The organism is Allobosea sp. NPDC055594 (assembly GCF_053618995.1).
In genome coordinates this window covers 434,397-450,944 of record NZ_JBSHIO010000003.1, presented here as the reverse complement: position 1 = coordinate 450,944, position 16,548 = coordinate 434,397, and the positions used below count along the sequence as shown (strand labels likewise).

Annotated in this window: 15 protein-coding genes, 1 tRNA gene and 1 pseudogene; 10 read left to right on the top strand and 7 right to left on the bottom strand. The window is 67.7% G+C overall.

Going from position 1 to position 16,548, the window contains the following annotated elements; translation table 11 throughout:
• Positions 1 to 96 precede the first annotated feature (96 nt).
• From glyA to ACWGRX_RS09285, 4 genes are all read right to left on the bottom strand, one after another.
• Positions 97 to 1,332, bottom strand: coding sequence for a serine hydroxymethyltransferase (gene glyA, locus ACWGRX_RS09300; protein ID WP_452117302.1), 1,236 nt, complete (start codon positions 1,330 to 1,332; stop codon positions 97 to 99).
• Positions 1,329 to 2,147, bottom strand: a complete 819-nt coding sequence (locus ACWGRX_RS09295) for a glutamine amidotransferase (protein ID WP_452117301.1) — start codon at positions 2,145 to 2,147, stop codon at positions 1,329 to 1,331. The genes glyA and ACWGRX_RS09295 overlap by 4 nt, the downstream gene beginning before the upstream one ends.
• Positions 2,148 to 2,316: 169 nt before the next feature.
• Positions 2,317 to 3,015 (bottom strand): phosphatidylserine decarboxylase, encoded by a 699-nt coding sequence (locus ACWGRX_RS09290; protein WP_452117300.1) that lies wholly within the window; start codon positions 3,013 to 3,015, stop codon positions 2,317 to 2,319.
• Positions 3,016 to 3,079: 64 nt separating this feature from the next.
• A complete protein-coding gene (locus tag ACWGRX_RS09285) occupies positions 3,080 to 3,793 on the bottom strand; it encodes a 2OG-Fe dioxygenase family protein (protein ID WP_452117299.1) in 714 nt (237 codons plus the stop codon).
• A 407-nt stretch (positions 3,794 to 4,200) separates the two neighbouring features.
• On the opposite strand from ACWGRX_RS09285, the gene ACWGRX_RS09280 reads away from it, so the two are divergent.
• The 7 genes and pseudogenes from ACWGRX_RS09280 (at position 4,201) to ACWGRX_RS09250 (ending at position 11,170) form a co-directional block, all read left to right on the top strand.
• Complete coding sequence (locus ACWGRX_RS09280) at positions 4,201 to 5,403, top strand: phosphoserine transaminase (RefSeq protein ID WP_452117298.1); 1,203 nt, start codon at positions 4,201 to 4,203, stop codon at positions 5,401 to 5,403.
• 79 nt (positions 5,404 to 5,482) lie between these two features.
• Positions 5,483 to 6,553, top strand: coding sequence for an alanine racemase (gene alr / locus ACWGRX_RS09275; protein WP_452117357.1), 1,071 nt, complete (start codon positions 5,483 to 5,485; stop codon positions 6,551 to 6,553).
• Positions 6,554 to 6,661: 108 nt separating this feature from the next.
• Positions 6,662 to 7,804 carry a DegT/DnrJ/EryC1/StrS family aminotransferase gene (locus tag ACWGRX_RS09270; RefSeq protein WP_452117297.1) on the top strand — a complete coding sequence of 381 codons (1,143 nt, stop codon included), beginning with the start codon at positions 6,662 to 6,664 and terminating at the stop codon, positions 7,802 to 7,804.
• A gap of 182 nt (positions 7,805 to 7,986) precedes the next feature.
• Positions 7,987 to 9,228, top strand: coding sequence for an aminotransferase class V-fold PLP-dependent enzyme (locus tag ACWGRX_RS09265; protein ID WP_452117296.1), 1,242 nt, complete (start codon positions 7,987 to 7,989; stop codon positions 9,226 to 9,228).
• Positions 9,225 to 9,935: pseudogene (locus ACWGRX_RS09260) on the top strand (pyridoxal-phosphate dependent enzyme); the annotation flags it as partial. The gene ACWGRX_RS09265 and the pseudogene ACWGRX_RS09260, both read left to right, overlap by 4 nt.
• Before the next feature lie 410 nt (positions 9,936 to 10,345).
• Positions 10,346 to 10,419 (top strand) — tRNA-Cys (locus ACWGRX_RS09255).
• Between the two features lie 67 nt (positions 10,420 to 10,486).
• Positions 10,487 to 11,170 (top strand): MOSC domain-containing protein, encoded by a 684-nt coding sequence (locus ACWGRX_RS09250; protein WP_452117295.1) that lies wholly within the window; start codon positions 10,487 to 10,489, stop codon positions 11,168 to 11,170.
• Between the two features lie 96 nt (positions 11,171 to 11,266).
• Here ACWGRX_RS09250 and ACWGRX_RS09245 read toward each other — a convergent pair whose 3' ends face one another.
• Together ACWGRX_RS09245 and ACWGRX_RS09240 are read right to left on the bottom strand one after the other, a co-directional pair.
• Positions 11,267 to 12,514, bottom strand: a complete 1,248-nt coding sequence (locus ACWGRX_RS09245) for an aspartate aminotransferase family protein (RefSeq protein ID WP_452117294.1) — start codon at positions 12,512 to 12,514, stop codon at positions 11,267 to 11,269.
• Positions 12,515 to 12,773: 259 nt separating this feature from the next.
• Positions 12,774 to 13,325: a redoxin domain-containing protein gene (locus ACWGRX_RS09240; RefSeq protein ID WP_452117293.1), complete on the bottom strand. Its 552-nt coding sequence runs from the start codon at positions 13,323 to 13,325 to the stop codon at positions 12,774 to 12,776.
• A 358-nt stretch (positions 13,326 to 13,683) separates the two neighbouring features.
• Between ACWGRX_RS09240 and ACWGRX_RS09235 the strand changes: the two genes are divergently transcribed.
• Positions 13,684 to 14,220, top strand: a complete 537-nt coding sequence (locus ACWGRX_RS09235; RefSeq protein ID WP_452117292.1) for a MarR family winged helix-turn-helix transcriptional regulator — start codon at positions 13,684 to 13,686, stop codon at positions 14,218 to 14,220.
• A gap of 77 nt (positions 14,221 to 14,297) precedes the next feature.
• Here the strand turns inward: ACWGRX_RS09235 and ACWGRX_RS09230 are convergent, their stop codons facing one another.
• Positions 14,298 to 14,828 (bottom strand): helix-turn-helix domain-containing protein, encoded by a 531-nt coding sequence (locus ACWGRX_RS09230; protein ID WP_291638123.1) that lies wholly within the window; start codon positions 14,826 to 14,828, stop codon positions 14,298 to 14,300.
• 85 nt (positions 14,829 to 14,913) lie between these two features.
• Between ACWGRX_RS09230 and ACWGRX_RS09225 the strand changes: the two genes are divergently transcribed.
• Positions 14,914 to 15,888: a Bug family tripartite tricarboxylate transporter substrate binding protein gene (locus tag ACWGRX_RS09225; protein ID WP_452117291.1), complete on the top strand. Its 975-nt coding sequence runs from the start codon at positions 14,914 to 14,916 to the stop codon at positions 15,886 to 15,888.
• Positions 15,885 to 16,547 carry a glutathione S-transferase family protein gene (locus tag ACWGRX_RS09220; RefSeq protein ID WP_452117290.1) on the top strand — a complete coding sequence of 221 codons (663 nt, stop codon included), beginning with the start codon at positions 15,885 to 15,887 and terminating at the stop codon, positions 16,545 to 16,547. Before ACWGRX_RS09225 ends, ACWGRX_RS09220 begins: the two co-directional genes overlap by 4 nt.
• Position 16,548: the final 1 nt, after the last annotated feature.

The window sequence follows — 16,548 nt, the reverse complement described above, 5'->3', positions numbered from 1 at the left end:
GACCGCAGCGACCGGCGTGAAGGCATTGCGTCGCCGGCAGGCGCGGCGGCGTTCCGACCGGGCGCCGCCGGAGTTCCGACCGCCATCGGCTTCAGGTCAGGCCGTGACGGGATGGGCGTCGGTCAGACGCCGGATCTCCTCCTTGATCGCGGGCTCGTCGAGGGTCTCGCCGCGTGCGCCGCGCAGGACGGCAAGGATGAGCCCGCCGACCGTGCGGAAGGTCTCGGCGTCGAATCCGCGCGAGGTTCCGGCGGGCGTGCCGAAGCGGATGCCGGAGGTGATGGTCGGAGGCTGGGGGTCGTAGGGTACGGTGTTCTTGTTGGCGGTCAGGCCGAAACGCTCCAGAGCCTCGACGGCGACCTTGCCGGAAATGCCGAAGGGCTGGAGGTCGACCAGCAGCAGATGGCAGTCGGTGCCACCGGTGACGAGCCGCAGCCCGCCGGCGCTGAGCGTCTCGGCAAGGGCCCGGGCATTCTCGACGACGGCTCCGGAATAGTCCGCGAAGGAGGGCTGCAGAGCTTCGTGAAATGCCGCGGCCTTGCCGGCGATGACATGCATGAGGGGACCGCCCTGCGTGCCCGGGAAGACGGCCTTGTCGACCTTCCTGGCGATCTCGGCATCATTGGTCAGGACGAGCCCGCCGCGCGGCCCGCGCAACGTCTTGTGCGTGGTCGAGGTCACGACATGCGCGTGCGGAACCGGATCGGGATAGAGCCCGGTCGCGATCAACCCGGCATAATGCGCGACATCGGCGACGAGATAGGCGCCGACCTCGTCGGCGATGGCGCGCATCCGGGCAAAATCGATGGCGCGCGGATAGGCGGAGCCGCCGGCGAAGATCAGGCGCGGCCGGTTCTCCCTGGCGATGCGCGCCATCTCCTCATAGTCGATGAGCTCGTCGTCTCTGCGCACCGCATAGGGCACGACCTCGAACCAGCGGCCGGACAGGCTGACCGGCGAGCCATGGGTGAGATGGCCGCCGCAGGACAAGTCCAGGCCCATGATCCTGTCGCCCGGCTTCAGCAGCGCGAAGAGAACGGCGATGTTGGCGTTGGCGCCGGAATGCGGCTGGACATTGGCGAAGGCCGCGCCGAACAGCTCGCAGATCCGCTCAATCGCGAGGTGCTCGACCTTGTCGACCGCTTCGCAGCCGCCGTAATAGCGGCGGCCCGGATAGCCCTCGGCATATTTGTTGGTCAGGAGCGAGCCCTGGGCGGCGTGGACCGCCCGGCTGACGATGTTCTCCGAGGCGATCAATTCGATATGGCGGTGTTGACGCTCGGCCTCTTCGGCCAGCGCCGCTGAAAGCGCGGGATCGGGTAGGTCGTTCATTCAGACAGTCCTTCGAGCCAATCCGCCAGCATCTGCCGGGCGGCCTCGCGCAGAGCCGGGCCGAAATGCTCGGCATCCGCGCGCAGATTTCGGGGAGCGATCCCAGCCGCCGCCAGTTCGACGGCATGGCCGACCAGCCAGCGCTCGATTCCGGCGCAGGCATTGACCTCGGGATGGAACTGCAGGCCGAGCACATTGCGCCCAAGCGCGAAGCCCTGCGTCGCGCAGAGCGGCGTCGCGGCGAGATTGTCCGCGCCCTCCGGGATCTCGAAGGCGTCGCCGTGCCAGTGCAGCACCGGGACACCGTCGAGATGGCGCAGTGGGCCGGCGCGGCCGGCCGCCGTCAGGGTCAGCTCCGAGAAGCCGATCTCCTTGACGCCGCTCGGCGCCACCTTTGCGCCGAGCGTCGCGGCGATCTGCTGGGCGCCGAGGCAGATGCCCAGGGTCGGCAGGTTCGACGCCAGGCGTGCGGCGAGAAGCCGCCGCTCCTGCTTGAGGAAAGGGTAGGTCTCGTCCTCGTAGACGCCGACCGGGCCGCCGAGGACCACGAGCAGCTCGGGCAGGAGAGGGTCGAGCGTCCAAAGCTCGTTCACGTCGAGGTCGTAGTAATGGCTGCGATAGCCGCGTGCCGTCAGCACCGCCTCGAAGGTGCCGAGATCCTCGAAATCGAGATGCCGGATGACGATCGCGGTCTTCAGCGTGGCTGGAACTCTCCTGGGCGCTGCGGCCATCGACAGGTCCTTCACGATCGGGATGCGCGCTTGCGGGTTCGGGCCCAGCCCTAGATCGCCGAGCGTCCGTTCGGACGCGGTCACGGTGATCTATCTTGTTGTTATTGCATCGGAATTGCCAGAAAAGTGGATTCCACTTTTCGGTCCGATGCTATAGGGCACGCCAGGCGCTGCAGGGCGTGCCGGGTTCGCGAAGGCGGCTGGGCCGGCTCTCGGTGTTGCCGCCGGCTGGTCGCCTTGAAGGCGGGCGGGGTCAGGTGGTCCGGAACACGCGCTGCGTTTTGGCGGCGCTTAGATCCGCGAGCGGGGTCTCGCCGGCGACGGCGCGCTGGCCGACCGCGACGAGCACATCGCTGCCGACGGGCATATAGACGTCGAGCCGCGAGCCGAAGCGGATCAGGCCGAAGCGCTCGCCGACGGCGAGTTCGTCGTCCGGCGCGACCCAGTGGACGATGCGGCGCGCGATCAGGCCGGCGATCTGGACGACGGCGATCGGGCCGTGGGCCGAGGCGATCGCCAGGGCATTGCGTTCATTATGCTCGCTCGCCTTGTCGAGATCGGCGTTGACGAAACGGCCCGGCGTATAGGCGATGCGGCTGACCCGCCCGGCGATCGGCATGCGATTCACATGGCAGTCGAAAATGCTCATGAACACGGAGATCCGCAGCATCGGTTGCGCCGGAAGCTGGAGCTCGGGCGGCGGCAGGAGCTCGACGATCATGCTGACGCGGCCGTCTGCGGGAGAGACGATCAGCTCGGCCGATTGCGGCGTCGTGCGCGGGGGATCGCGGAAGAAGTGGATGACCCAGCCGGTGATGATGGCGGCGATCCAGGCGAGGGCGCTCGAGACGAAACCGGCGGCGATGGTGAGGATCAGGCCGATGGCGATGAAGGGGTAGCCGGCGCGATGGACCGGAACGAGGCTGCTGCGGATGGAGACGACGATACTCACGAAAGGCGGTCCTCGAGGCGATCGAACAGTCGGGCGAGCGGCCTTGGCGGCGTGGGGCGCAGGATCAGGAATTCCATTCGGTGGTCTTTCTGAACGTCATGAGGAGGATGTCCCAGTGGCCGGCCAGCGCCCCCTTGCGCGGGTGGATCGGTGTGATGCCGAGCCTGACGCGGCGGGGGTCGAGAATGAGGGCTTCGAGGGGCCGCCCGAGGGACAGGGCGGCGATCCTGGTGCCGCCCGGCGCGGCAAGCTGCGCCATGCCGCCGGCTATGCCGGAGCGTTTGACGGCGAGCACGACGATCCGCTCGTGGGCCTGGCAATGCAGGGCCCGGAGCGAAGTGCTGGTCCTGTCCGGCCCGGTTTCGACGCGGAGCTGATGCATTGCGACATGCCAGAGGCTGGCGGCGTCGGCGACGCTGAAAGTCGTTCGCGCGAGCTGCAGGAGTGCGTTGATCAGCGCACCGCTGGTGGCATTGGCCGCCATCGGCGCCACCCCGGCTCCGATGTCACTCGCGAACGACAAGCGCTCGCCATCTTGAGATTGCGATTTCGGAGTCCGGCGCCAGATGAAATTCTGGCCGATGAGGAAGACTGCGCCACGTCGCCGCGCAGAGCCGCCATTGGCGGCGACGCGCTCGTCGGCGGGTAGCAGTTCCCAGCTCGCTCTCAGGCGCGACCATTCGGACAGCGGTCCCGAGCCGAGCGAGCCGCGCATGCGGGCGCTGGAAATGCGCACGAAACCGTGCTCGCCCAGTTCCTGCGCGAGCTGGCCGGGCATTTTCGGATCATGCCTGTCCTCGGTTTGCGATGCGGCGGAGCCATCAGGCCCGGATGCGCCTCGCGATCGGGAGCGGGGTGACCGGGCCGGGCGCGTGAGGACCGGCAGCGGCGGCGGACGGGTCGCAGTCAAGCTGAGCAGGCTCCATCTCCGGACGAACACGGATGATGGCTAGGGGCACAGTGGCCCGGCAGACAGGTCCGGTTTGTAGAAACGCGAGGAGCCGGTTGGGCGGGCCGCTTCGGTTGCGACACCGAACCGGCCCAGCGCCGCGTTGTGATCCGGCGCTTCAATCCGCCCGGCGCCCGGTCGAGTCTCGGTTTCTCCCATGAGCCCGCGGCCCGGTCGGCAGATCGCCGGCCGGCAGCGGCGCTCCGCGCCGCCCGAGCCGCTCAAAAGGCAGACACGTGTCCAATCAGCCGATCAAGCCGACCGAACGTCCGCGCAATCCGCATTTCTCGTCGGGGCCCTCCGCGAAGCGCCATGGCTGGGGGCCGGCGGTGTTGAGCGAGGCCCTCATCGGCCGCTCGCATCGGTCGCTGCCCGGCAAGGCCAAGCTCGCCGAGGTGGTCGGCCGGACGCGCGCCATTCTGGGCGTGCCGGAGGATTATCGCATCGCCATCGTTCCCGCCTCGGATACCGGTGCGGTCGAGATGGCGCTGTGGTCGCTGCTCGGGCCGCGTGGCGTCGATGTCCTCGCCTGGGAGAGCTTCGGGCAGGAATGGGTGAGCGACATCACCACGCAGCTTCGGATCGCGGACACCTGCGTGATGACCGCCGCCTATGGCGCATTGCCCGATCTCGCGCAGGTCGATGCCGCGCGCGACGTCGTCTTCACCTGGAACGGCACGACCTCGGGCGTGCGCGTGCCGAATGGCGACTGGATCGCCGATGATCGCGCCGGCCTGACGATCTGCGACGCGACCTCGGCTGCTTTCGCGATGGACCTGCCCTGGCGCAAGCTCGATGTCGTCACCTGGTCCTGGCAGAAGGTGCTCGGTGGCGAAGGCGCCCATGGCATGCTTGTGCTCGGCCCGCGCGCGGTCGAGCGGCTCGAGAGCCATGTGCCGCCCTGGCCGATGCCCAAGCTGTTCCGCATGACCAAGGGCGGCAGGCTGATCGAGACGATCTTTGAAGGCGAGACCATCAATACGCCTTCCCTGCTGGCGGTGGAGGATGCGATCGACGGGCTGGCCTGGGCCGAGGAACTCGGTGGACTGCCCGCGCTGATCAGACGCTGCGAGGGCAATCTCGCCATCGTCTCGGATTGGGTGCAGCGTAGCGCATGGGCCGGGTTCCTGGCGCAGAACGCCGAGACACGGTCCTGCACCGCGCTCTGTCTCCAGATCGTTGCGCCGGAAGTGCGGGCGCTCGACGCGGCCGAGCAGGGACGCTTCGTGTCGAGGATGGTCGGGCTGCTCGATCGGGAGGGGGTGGCTTACGATATCGGCGCCTACCGCGCGGCGCCGCCCGGGCTCAGGCTCTGGGGCGGGGCGACGGTCGAGAATGCCGATATGAAGGCGGTGCTGCCCTGGCTCGACTGGGCTTATGAGACGGTCCGTCTCGACGGGGTGCCCGGCCGACCGGTCCCGGCAGCGGCGCTCGCCTGAGCCGATGATCGCCCTGTCCGCCACCGAGGTCGGAAGCGCCGCCGGCGAGCCCGGTCATCAGGCCGATGACGGCCGCGGCATGGTCCGGATCTCGCTTGCGGCGATCCGGGCCAATTATCGCGCGATCACCGATCGCATCGCGCCCGCGCGCTGCGGGGCGGTGCTCAAGGCCGATGCCTATGGACTCGGCATCGGGCGGGTCGCGCCGGCATTGTACGAGGCGGGGTGCCGCGAGTTCTTCGTCGCGATGCTGGCCGAGGCGCTGGCGCTGAAGCCTCTGCTTCCCGGCGACGCCGTGATCCATGTCCTGAACGGCCTCATGCCGGGCCAGGAGGCGGCCTGTGCCGCAGCGGGGATCCGTCCGGTCCTCAACAGCTTCGCCCAGGCGAGGGCCTGGGCAGGCCATGGCGCCGTATCCGGGAATGGTAGTGGTGCCGTCCTGCAGCTCGACAGCGGCATGTCGCGCATGGGCCTGCCCCCGGAGGAATGGCAGGCCCTTGTAGCAGATCGCCAACTGGTCGAGCGGCTCGGCCTGACGCTGGTCATGAGCCATCTTGCGGTGGCTGACGAGCCGGAGCATCCCGGCAATGCCCTGCAGCTGGCGGCCTTCAAGGCGGCGGCCGCGCAATTCCCGGCCATGCCGCGCTCGCTGGCGAACTCGGCCGGGATCTTCCTCAGCCCGGCCTATCATTTCGACCTTTGCCGGTCGGGCGCCGCCCTCTACGGCCTGGTCGCGTCTCCCCGGATGCCGCGGCTCGATCCCGCGGTCGCCGTCTACGGGCGGATCGTGCAGCTCCGCTCGATCGCGCCCGGCACGATGGTCGGCTATGGCTGGGCCTTCCGGGCGCGGCGCGAGACCCGCGTCGCGACGGTTTCGGTGGGCTATGCCGACGGGTTCCTGCGCTTCGCCAGCGACCGTGGCGCGGTCTGGCTCGGCGCCCACCGTCTGCCCGTGATCGGGCGCGTCTCGATGGACTGCCTGACCGTCGACGCCACCGACGTACCGGCGGACCGGATCGGACCCGGCGACTATGTCGAGATCATCGGCCCCCACCAAACGGTCGAGGGAATGGCCGGCGATGCCGGCACGATCAATTACGAGATCCTGACCAGCCTCGGATCACGGTATCGGCGGGTCCATGTCGATTAGCGGCGCGAAGGCCGAGGTCGACGCCTCGGCACACATCCCGGCCGGATCGGAGCCGCGCGCCGCGACGGCCTCGCCGACCGCCAGCCCTCAGCCACGGATCTGAACGCCATGCACGGCATTCCTCTGTTCGATGTGAAAAAGCAGCTCTCTCTGCTGCGGCCTGAGATCGACCGGCGCATCGCCGAGGTGATCGATTCCGGAGTGTTCATCAACGGCCCGCAGGTGCGCGAATTCGAGGCCAGGCTCGCGGAATTCGCCGGCTGTGCCCATGCGGTCGGGGTTTCCTCGGGTACCCACGCCCTGCAGATCGCCCTGATGGCGGAAGCGATCGGGCCGGGCGATGCGGTGTTCCTTCCGGCCTTCACCTATACCGCGACGGCGGAAGTGCCGCTCCTGCTGGGAGCGACCCCGGTCTTCGCCGATGTGGACACGGACACCTTCAACCTCAGTGTCGCCGATCTCGAACGACGGATCGCGCTGGTCAAGCAGGATGGGCGTCTTCGCCCGCGCGCCGTGATTGGAGCCGACCTGTTCGGGCTTCCGGCCGACTGGCCGGCGATCGAGGCGATCTGCGCCCGCGAGGGGATGCTCGCGCTCGACGATGCCGCACAGTCCTTTGGGGCCGAGCTCGACGGACGCAGGATCGGCCACCACGGTCATGCGACCACCCTGTCATTCTTTCCGACCAAGACGCTCGGGGCGTTCGGCGATGCCGGCGCGCTCCTCACCGATGACGGGGAGCGCGCCGAAATCTACCGGAAGATTCGCAGCCATGGCGAGCGGGCCCGTTACGAAGTCGAGCGCATCGGGGTCAACGGGCGGATCGACACGATCCAGGCGACCATCCTCTCGGCCAAGATGACATTGCTCGAAGCGGAACTCGTCGAGCGCCGGCGGATCGCCGCCGTCTACGATGCGATCCTGGAAGGCAGGGTCGGCCTGCAGCGGGCTCAGCCCGGGGCGGTGAACGCCTATGGGCTCTACACGATCCGCCTGCCCGATATCGCGGTCCGTGCCACGGTCCAGGCGGCGCTGTCGGCGCAGTGCATCGGGTTCGGCGTCTATTATCCGAAGCCGATGCACCGCCAACTGGCCTATGCCCGGATCCACCAGGATGCGATCAGCGGCGGCCCGCCGGCCCTGCCCAACAGCGAGGCCCTGTGCAGCCAGGTCCTGTCCTTGCCGATGAACCCCTATATGAGCGAGGGCGATGCGGAGCGGGTGGCCGCGATCGTCGGCGCCGCCGCATGATGCTGCGCCAGCCATCCCGGCACCGATCGGGAGCATGGGGAGCGGCCTAGCGGTTTTCGCGAAACCGGTTCTCCGCCCGGGGCCACCGGGCCCCTAACCTCTTCGCCAACCTCGCGCCGCCGCCCGCCGGGGCGAGCGTTTCCTCGTCGATCCCTTGGCGCGAAGACAGGTCCCGCGAAGCGATGAACCAGCCGACCCCATCCTATGACGTCGCGGCCGTGCGGGCCGATTTCCCGATCCTTGCCCGGCAGGTCTATGGGCGCCCGCTCGTCTATCTGGATACGGCCGCCTCGGCGCAAAAGCCGCGCGAGGTGACGCAGGCGATGCTCGCCCTGATCGAGAACGACTACGCCAATGTCCATCGCGGCCTGCATTTCCTGGCCAATCGCGCGACCGAGATCTACGAGGGTGCCCGCGAAACCGCGCGGCGCTTCATCAACGCGTCTTCCGCGCAGGAGGTGATCTTCACCCGCTCCGTCACCGGAGCGCTCAACCTCGTTGCCTCCTCGCTGGGGCGCCATCTCGAGATCGGCGCGGGCGACGAGATCGTGCTCTCCGAGATGGAGCATCATTCCAACATCGTGCCATGGCATTTCTGGCGCGAGCGTCATGGCGCCGTGATCCGCTGGGCTCCGGTCGACGAGGCCGGCGCACTCGACGTCGAAGCGCTGGAAGCTCTGCTGTCGCCGCGTACGAAGCTGGTCTCGCTCACCCATATGTCGAATGTGCTCGGCACGGTCGCGCCGGTCCGGCGCATGGCGGAGCTCTGCCGCGCCCGCGGTATTCCGCTCGTCGTCGACGGCGCCCAGGGAGCGGTTCACCTGCCGCTCAACGTGCAGGCGCTCGGCGCCGACTTCTACTGCTTCACCGGCCACAAGATCTACGGGCCGACCGGTATCGGCGTGCTTTATGGACGGATGGAATGGCTCGAACGGCTGCCGCCCTTCGAGGGCGGCGGCGAGATGGTCGAGACCGTCACCAAGGAGATGGTGACCTATAACCATGGGCCGCACCGCTTCGAGGCGGGCACGCCGCCGATCATCGAGGCGGCCGGGCTCGCGGCGGCGCTCGACTATGTCGAGCGGCTCGGGCGCGAGGCCATTCACGCCCATGAGGCGAGATTGACGGACTATGCCCAGGCCCGGCTGGAGGCGTTCGGCGGTGTTGCCTTCTACGGTCGTGCCGCCGGGAAGGGCTCGATCGTCGCCTTCAATCTCGAGGGCGCGCATGCGCATGACGTCGCGACGATCCTCGATCGGGCAGGCGTCGCGGTGCGCGCCGGAACCCATTGCGCCTCGCCGCTCCTGGCCAGGTTCGGGGCGACCTCGTCCTGCCGCGCCTCCTTCGGGCTCTACAGCACCAAAGACGAGGTCGACGCCCTGATCGAGGCGCTGGCGACGGCCCGGCGGCTTCTGCTGCGATGAGCGCTGCAGGGCTGAACTCGCTGCGCAACGGGCCCGACGAGAACGGGCGCTTCGGGATCTATGGCGGGCGCTTCGTCTCCGAGACGCTGATGCCGCTGATCCACGCCCTCCAGGGCGCCTATGAGCAGGCGCGCGGCGATGCGGACTTCCTGGCCGAGATGCACGGGCACCTCAAGAGCTTCGTCGGCCGGCCGTCGCCGCTCTACCATGCCGAGAATCTGAGCGCGCATCTCGGCGGCGCCCGGATCTATTTCAAGCGCGAGGACCTGAATCATACCGGGGCGCACAAGGTCAACAATGTGCTCGGGCAGATCATGCTGGCCCGGCGCATGGGCAAAAGGCGCGTCATCGCCGAGACCGGGGCAGGGATGCATGGCGTCGCTGCGGCGACGCTCTGCGCCCGGTTCGGGCTCGACTGCGTGGTCTATATGGGCGCGGTCGATGTCGGGCGCCAGGAAGCGAATGTCGCCCGGATGCGCATGCTCGGCGCGGAGATTCGCCCGGTTCAATCGGGCTCGGCGACGCTCAAGGATGCCATGAACGAAGCCCTGCGCGACTGGGTGACGAATGTCGGCGACACCTTCTACTGCATCGGCACGGTGGCCGGGCCGCACCCCTATCCGATGATGGTCCGCGACTTCCAGTCGGTCATCGGCGAGGAGACGCGCCGGCAGGTGATCGAGCGCGAGGGCCGCCTGCCGGACGCGCGACTCGAGGGCATCATCCCGGCGCTGGAGGCCGCGCACGCGCTGGCGCGCCTGCCGGAGATCGCGGGATCGCGGCCGAAAGACCAGATCGTCGTCCTGGGTCTGTCAGGCCGGGGCGACAAGGATCTGCCGACGGTCCTGTCCCGCCGGAAATCATAGAGCGGCACCTCTGAGCGCGCCCGCCGGCCAGGAGTTCGATCATAGCCGCGACAGGCTTGCTGCAAGGCATAATGACCATGCCAGGCTGCATGAAGTGACCGGCTGCCTGGTCTCGTTACGGGGAGTCGGGCGGGCCGCGAGAAGGGGCGGGCCGGCCATGGTGGCGCAAGTGTTCCGGCCTGGCTGAAAACCTCGATCCGGCTGGTAACAGGAGCCGGCTCGGCTGCTATCCAGGATCTGGCAATGCCCCCGGCCGGGTGGCGGAGTGGCGACGCGGCGGACTGCATATCCGCAAACCCTGGTTCAAATCCAGGCCCGGCCTCCATCAATCAGCCCTGGAAGCGCTGGGCGGAACGCCTGCGTTCCGCCCCTCTTCATTCAATGGGATTGCGATGCTCCTGATCGACGATGTCCTGGCAGGTCCGGTTGCGCCGCTGGGGCCGCAAGGGAAACCGAGCGGTATCGACAAGACGCCGGTCAGCGGCAAGATCCATGTCGGCATCGAGGGGCTCGCCAATGACGAGCAGGGCGACCGCAAACATCATGGCGGGCCTGAGAAGGCACTGCATCACTATGCTTTTGAGCACTACGCCACCTGGCGGAGGGAGATCGGCCCGAAACGCGTCCTGGCCGCTCCCGGTGCTTTCGGCGAGAATCTCACGACCACGGGGCTGACTGAGGACATGGTCGCGGTCGGCGATACCTTCCGGCTGGGGAAGATCGTCATCCAGGTCAGCCAGGGCCGCCAGCCCTGCTGGAAGCTGAACGCCAGGTTCGAGGTTCCGGACATGGCCGTGCGTGTCCAGCGTACCGGATTGACCGGCTGGTATTATCGGGTGATCGAAGCCGGTCATATCGAGAAGGGCGACGAGCTTCGCCTCATCGACAGGCTCTCGCCGGACTGGACGCTGCGCAGGATCTGGCGAACCCTCTATGTCGACACCATGAATATCGACGAGCTTGCGGCGATGTCCGAGCTCGCGCATCTCCCCGAAGGCTGGCGCGGCTACGCCAAAAGGCGACTGGCAACCCGGCAGGTCGAGGATTGGTCGCGCCGCTTGACGGGCGCGCCCTGAAAACGCGTTTCGGAAAGTGGCCCGGAATGGATCATTGGCTGAGCTGTCGGCGCGCCGGCTGCCGGCCGACCGAACGGCCGGCCGGGCTTAGTAACTTCAAGGACGCAGGCTGAGTACGGCGGAAGACGACGCAGCCGCCGGCTTGCCGGGCCTGGACTGGCGGGAAGGGGATTTGCCGCGCAGTGCCGTGCAGGCGGCCTGGATGCGGCGGGCCGCTTCCTTGATCTCACGCGGGCGGACGGTCAGCGGCGGCGCAAACCGGACCACGCCGTCGCGTGCGGGAACCGACAGCATCCGCTCGGCATGCAAGGCATGCACGAGTTCGAGCGGATCGCCATGCAAGCGCAATCCCTGCAGGAGCCCGGCGCCGCGCACATCGCAGATCAGCTCGCCGTGCTGCCGCTGGATCCCAACCAGGAGTTCGCGGAAAAGCTCGGCCATCTCCAGGACATGCTCGAAGAACCCGGCGTCGAGAACGATGTCCAGCACGGCGTTGCCGACGGCCATGGCTAGCGGGTTGCCACCGAAGGTCGTGCCATGCGATCCCGGCAGCATGCCCTTGGCCGCCTCGCACGTGGCCAGGCAAGCGCCCATCGGGAAGCCGCCGCCGATCCCCTTGGCCAGTGTGACGATGTCGGGCTTTATGCCGCTCCATTCATGAGCGAAGAGCTTGCCGGTTCGGCCGACGCCGGATTGGACCTCGTCCAGAATGAGCAACAGGCCGCGTTCGTCGCAGATCTGGCGCAGCCGGATCAAGATCTCCGGTTCGACCGTGCGCAAGCCGCCTTCGCCCTGCACGGGCTCGAGCATGATCGCCGCGGTCTGCGCCGACAGCAGCGCGTCGAGCCCCTGCCAGTCGCCCAGCACGGCCTGATCGAAGCCGTCGACCTTGGGGCCGAAGCCGTCGAGATATTTCGCATAGCCGGTCGCGGCGATCATCGCCAGCGAGCGGCCATGAAAGGCGCCGTCGAATGTCACGACCCGGTAGCGCTCGGGCCGGCCTGCCGCCGAATGATGTTTCCGGGCCATCTTGACCGCCGCCTCATTGGCCTCGCCGCCGGAGTTGGCGAAGAAGACGACATCCGCGAAGCTCGCCTCGGTCAGCCGCTGCGCCAGCCTTTCGGCTTCGGGCACCCGGACCAGGTTCGAGGTATGCCAGAGCTTGCCGGCCTGGGTCTTGAGCGCCCTGATCAGGCGCGGATGGCCGTGGCCGAGCGCATTGACGGCGATGCCGGAGGCGAAGTCGAGATAGCGCTCGCCGCTCTGCGAATAGAGCCAGCTTCCCCGGCCGAATTCGAAGGCGAGATCAAAGGGCGAGGCGACGGGCAGCAGAGGACGGGTCATCCAAGGCGCCTCGCATGGGAGGATTGGTCGAAGCCGGGACATGGCGCCCCGACGTGTTTCAGATGAGGCAAGAGCGAATCCTCCGGCAAGGCAGCGTCTGGAACGCCGCTCGTACCGGCCTCGAGGCCTGGCCGGCAGGTCCGGGTCGCGGAACTCTGATAGGCCGGCAGGGTCTTCGCGGCAGAATGGACGGAGGATCTGCGCCGCATGTCGCAGTTCCTTGCGTGGCCGGTCCTGCCGTAGGCGGTTGCCAGTCGGGCTATCCGATCGTGCAGGCGGTCTCGGAGCAGCCGTCCTTCTCGGCGCCGTTCGGATCCGCGACGAGCGAGGTCTCCGGGGTCTCGCCGATCAGGGCCGCGATTTCGGCGCCGAGCTGCAGGTCGGGCAAATGGCCGAAGACCTGGCGGCGCAAGCGGCCGACCCTATCGATGAGAAGCAGTGTCGGGGTGCCCTGCATCCGGTAACGCTGCATGGTGATGGGCAGGGGATCGTCCGGTCCCGTCGCGCGATCGACGCCGACGGGATAGGCGACCCGGTATTCATGGAGAAAGGCTTCGAGCGAAACCGGCCGCATCGCCGCGTGATGCTCGAAGACCGTGTGGAGACCGATTACCTGCACATGCTTGTTCGGGAAGATCCGGTGGACCTGCGCCAATTGCGGCAGAAGATGCGAGACGCAGCCGGGGCAGAGCATCTGAAAGGCGCCTGCGACGACGACCCTGCCGCGAAGGGATGCAAGATCGACCGGGCGCGGCGTGTTGAACCAGCGCTCGATCTCCCAGTCCGGCGCAACCTGCGATTGGGGGTTCATGGGGTCTCCTATATCGGTCTCGCCTGGGTGGGAGGTCGGGCCGTCACTGCGCCCGGGGCGTGCAGGCTGAGATCAGCTGCTGGCGACGTTGCAGGCGTGGGAGGCGCAAGGTCGCGGCGAATGGAAGCCGATGCCGTTCATGAGGCTCTCCCGCTCATGCCTGATGATAGATCGACATGAAATATTAGGAGTGCTAATTCTATTGTTGGCATCAGTCAATGATAAGTTAGGAGTCCGAATATTGGCCGCGATTTTCGATGCGATAAGCGAGCCGATCGCGCGACGGGTGACGGCTGGGCTGGCGAAGATCGGCGGAGTCTTGCGAAGCCACGCCTGGAAAGGCGCGGGTGCGGCAGGGGTGACGCCAACCCAGGGCCAAGCGCTCGGCCTGCTGCGGGAAGCGCCCGATGGCATGCGGCTGGCGGAACTCGCCGGCATGCTCGGCATCTCCGCGCCGACCGCCAGCGAAGCCGTCACCTCCCTGGTCCAGAAGGGGCTCGCGGTGAAGGCTCCGGGGCCGGACAGGCGCTCGATCGCGCTGCTTCTGACCGCGGCCGGGGAGGACCTCGCCGATCGCACGCGCGACTGGCCGGATTTCCTGGCCCAGGCGGTCGACACGCTCGAACCCCGGGAGCAGGCGGACCTGCTGCGCTGCCTGGTCAAGGTCATCCGGGCCCTGCAGCTCCATGGCGACGTGCCGCAGCAGCGGATGTGCGTCACCTGCCGCTATTTCCATCCCTTCGCCCATGCCGACGGGGCCGCTCCCCATCACTGTGCCTATGTCGATGCGCCCTTCGGCGATCGCCATCTGCGGCTCGCCTGCGCCGAGCACGAGGAGGCGCCGGCCGATGCGCAGGCCTCGCTTTGGCAGCGCTTCGCGGGCAAGGCCGCTTAGCGGCAGCCGGCGCAAGGCAGAACGGGCCATCATCGCTCGGCGCCGGGCGTCGAGACCAAGCGCCAAGAGTCTTCCGGTTACTCGATCCGGATGACGATCAGAACCTCGGCCTCCTCGCCGCTGAGCGATGTCAGCTTGTGTGGCATGGCGCCGTTGAACTGCACGCAATCGCCGGGCTCCAGTTCCTCGCTGCGGCTCGGCAGCTGCAAGCCGACGCGGCCCTTCAGCACGTACAGCAACTCGTCGCCCTCGTGCTGGCTCATCGGGTGATTGGGCTCTTCGGACAAGCCCGGCCGTACGACGAAGGCGATCATCTTATGGCCGCCGCGGGTACTGGCGATCAAACGCGGTGCGCCCATCATGTCCGCCAGCGGGCTCGCCGCCTCGCTCCGCGTGATCACGATGGCTTCCTCGGTCTTGGCGTCGCCGAAGAGATCCTCGACCGGGACGTTGAGGATCTTTGCGAGCTTGAGCGCCGAGCCGACCGAGGGCTTCACCAGACCGCGTTCGAGTTTCGAGAGATAGCCGCGCGTGACGCCCGCGGCCTGGGCCACCTCTTCGAGGGTGAGATTTGCCCGCAGCCGGAGCAACTTGAAGCTTAGTGACATTGTTGCCTATAAGAAACTTGTTGACTAAGGCGCCGTAAGGGCATCTGGTCCTCCTCGCTAAAACCAAAAGACCGGGGGGTCCATCATGCTCAATCGCCGAATCTTGACATTTTCGGCCGCGATGCTCGCGGCCGGCTGGCCACGCCAGGTTCTTGCGCAGTCCGATTATCCGACGCGTCCAATCAAGCTCATCGTCCCGTTCGGCGGCGGCGGCATCACCGACGTCGTTGCGAGGCTGGTCGCCCAAGGCCTCACCGAGCGGCTCGGACAATCCGTCGTCGTCGAAAACCGTCCGGGCGCCGGCGGAAGCATCGGCGCTCAGGTCGTCGCGAGCGCCGAAGCTGACGGCTACACGTTGCTGCTCGGCACGGTCGGAACCCAGGTCGTCAACAGGATGGTCTATCCGAAGCTGTCCTATGATCCCGCCGCTTTCGTTCCGGTGTCATTGGTCAGCAATTCTCCCTATGTGCTCGCGGTCGGGCAGTCGCTCAAGCTCGACAGCCTGTCCGCGCTGATCGCAGAGGCGAAAAGCCGGCCCGGCAAGCTGAATTTCGGTTCGGCAGGACATGGCACCTCGCCGCATCTCGGGCTCGAGCTGCTGAAGCTCCTGGCCGGGCTGGATATCGTCCATGTGCCGTTCAAGAGCGGTGGCGATGCGGTCAACAGCGCCCTGAGCGGGCAGATCGACATCGTGTTCGACGCCATTCCGGTGGTCATGCCGCAGGTCGCGAATCGCGCCCTGAAGGCGATCGCGATCGCCCAACCCAAGAGAAATCCATCCGCAGCCTCGGTGCCGACCACCGCCGAGCAGGGGCTCGAGGGCCTGCAGATCGGCTCCTGGAATGCGCTGCTCGCACCGGCCGGCACCCCTCCGGCGCGTGTTGCGAAGGTAGCCGACGCACTCGGGCATGTGCTCGCCGATCCGGCCATCGCCGAAAGGCTGCGCGCCCTCGGCATCGAGCCGATGCCGCTCGGCGTCGAGGCCTATCGGGAGCATGTGGCGGCCGAGACCGAGCGCTGGTCGAAGGTCACTGCCGCAGCCAGGATCAGCCTCAAATGAATGCGCCCGTCATACGCCTCTACGATACGCAGCGCTCGGGCAATGCCTGGAAGATCAGGATCATGGCCGGCCTGCTGGGGCAGCCGCTGGAGCGGCGTACGCTCTCGATCGACCGCGGCGATCTCAGGACGCCGGCCTTCGCAAAGCTGAACCGGTTTCGCCAGGTCCCGCTCCTTGAGCTCCCGGACGGGAGCACGATCCCGGAATCGATGGCGATCCTGTTCTTCCTGTCGGCCGGCACGCCCTGGTGGCCTGCCGACCGGCTGGCGCAGGCCGAGGTGATGAGCTGGCTGTCCTTCGAGCAAAGCCGGCACATGCCGCCATTGGCCCAGCTGCGGCTGCATCTGGCGATCCACCCGGGCTGGCCGCTGGCCGCCGAGCAGCGCGCCAGTTGGCAGAGACAGGCCGAAGAGGCGCTCTCGATCCTGAACGCACGGCTTCTGGAAGGCGGAGGCGAGGGCTGGGTCGCCGGCGCCGGCCAGCCCAGCATCGCCGATGTCGCGCTCTATCCCTATAGCCGGCTGGCGCGCATGGCGGGCCTGGATCTCGCGCATTTCGAGGCGGTGTCCCACTGGATCGGGCGCTTCGAGGCCCTGCCCGGCTATCAGCCCCTCTTTCCGGGACGCCCGGACCTCAACGAGCATGCGGAGGAAATTTGAC

Bases quoted from the DNA above. Each gene is read 5' to 3' on its own strand.
- ACWGRX_RS09250 (WP_452117295.1), top strand. From the start codon at position 10,487: ATGCTCCTGATCGACGATGTCCTGGCAGGTCCGGTTGCGCCGCTGGGG.
- ACWGRX_RS09220 (WP_452117290.1), top strand. From the start codon at position 15,885: ATGAATGCGCCCGTCATACGCCTCTACGATACGCAGCGCTCGGGCAAT.
- ACWGRX_RS09265 (WP_452117296.1), top strand. From the start codon at position 7,987: ATGAACCAGCCGACCCCATCCTATGACGTCGCGGCCGTGCGGGCCGAT.
- ACWGRX_RS09270 (WP_452117297.1), top strand. From the start codon at position 6,662: ATGCACGGCATTCCTCTGTTCGATGTGAAAAAGCAGCTCTCTCTGCTG.
- ACWGRX_RS09225 (WP_452117291.1), top strand. From the start codon at position 14,914: ATGCTCAATCGCCGAATCTTGACATTTTCGGCCGCGATGCTCGCGGCC.
- glyA (WP_452117302.1), bottom strand. From the start codon at position 1,332: ATGAACGACCTACCCGATCCCGCGCTTTCAGCGGCGCTGGCCGAAGAG.
- ACWGRX_RS09240 (WP_452117293.1), bottom strand. From the start codon at position 13,325: ATGAACCCCCAATCGCAGGTTGCGCCGGACTGGGAGATCGAGCGCTGG.
- alr (WP_452117357.1), top strand. From the start codon at position 5,483: ATGGTCCGGATCTCGCTTGCGGCGATCCGGGCCAATTATCGCGCGATC.
- ACWGRX_RS09245 (WP_452117294.1), bottom strand. From the start codon at position 12,514: ATGACCCGTCCTCTGCTGCCCGTCGCCTCGCCCTTTGATCTCGCCTTC.
- ACWGRX_RS09230 (WP_291638123.1), bottom strand. From the start codon at position 14,828: ATGTCACTAAGCTTCAAGTTGCTCCGGCTGCGGGCAAATCTCACCCTC.
- ACWGRX_RS09285 (WP_452117299.1), bottom strand. From the start codon at position 3,793: ATGCCCGGCCAGCTCGCGCAGGAACTGGGCGAGCACGGTTTCGTGCGC.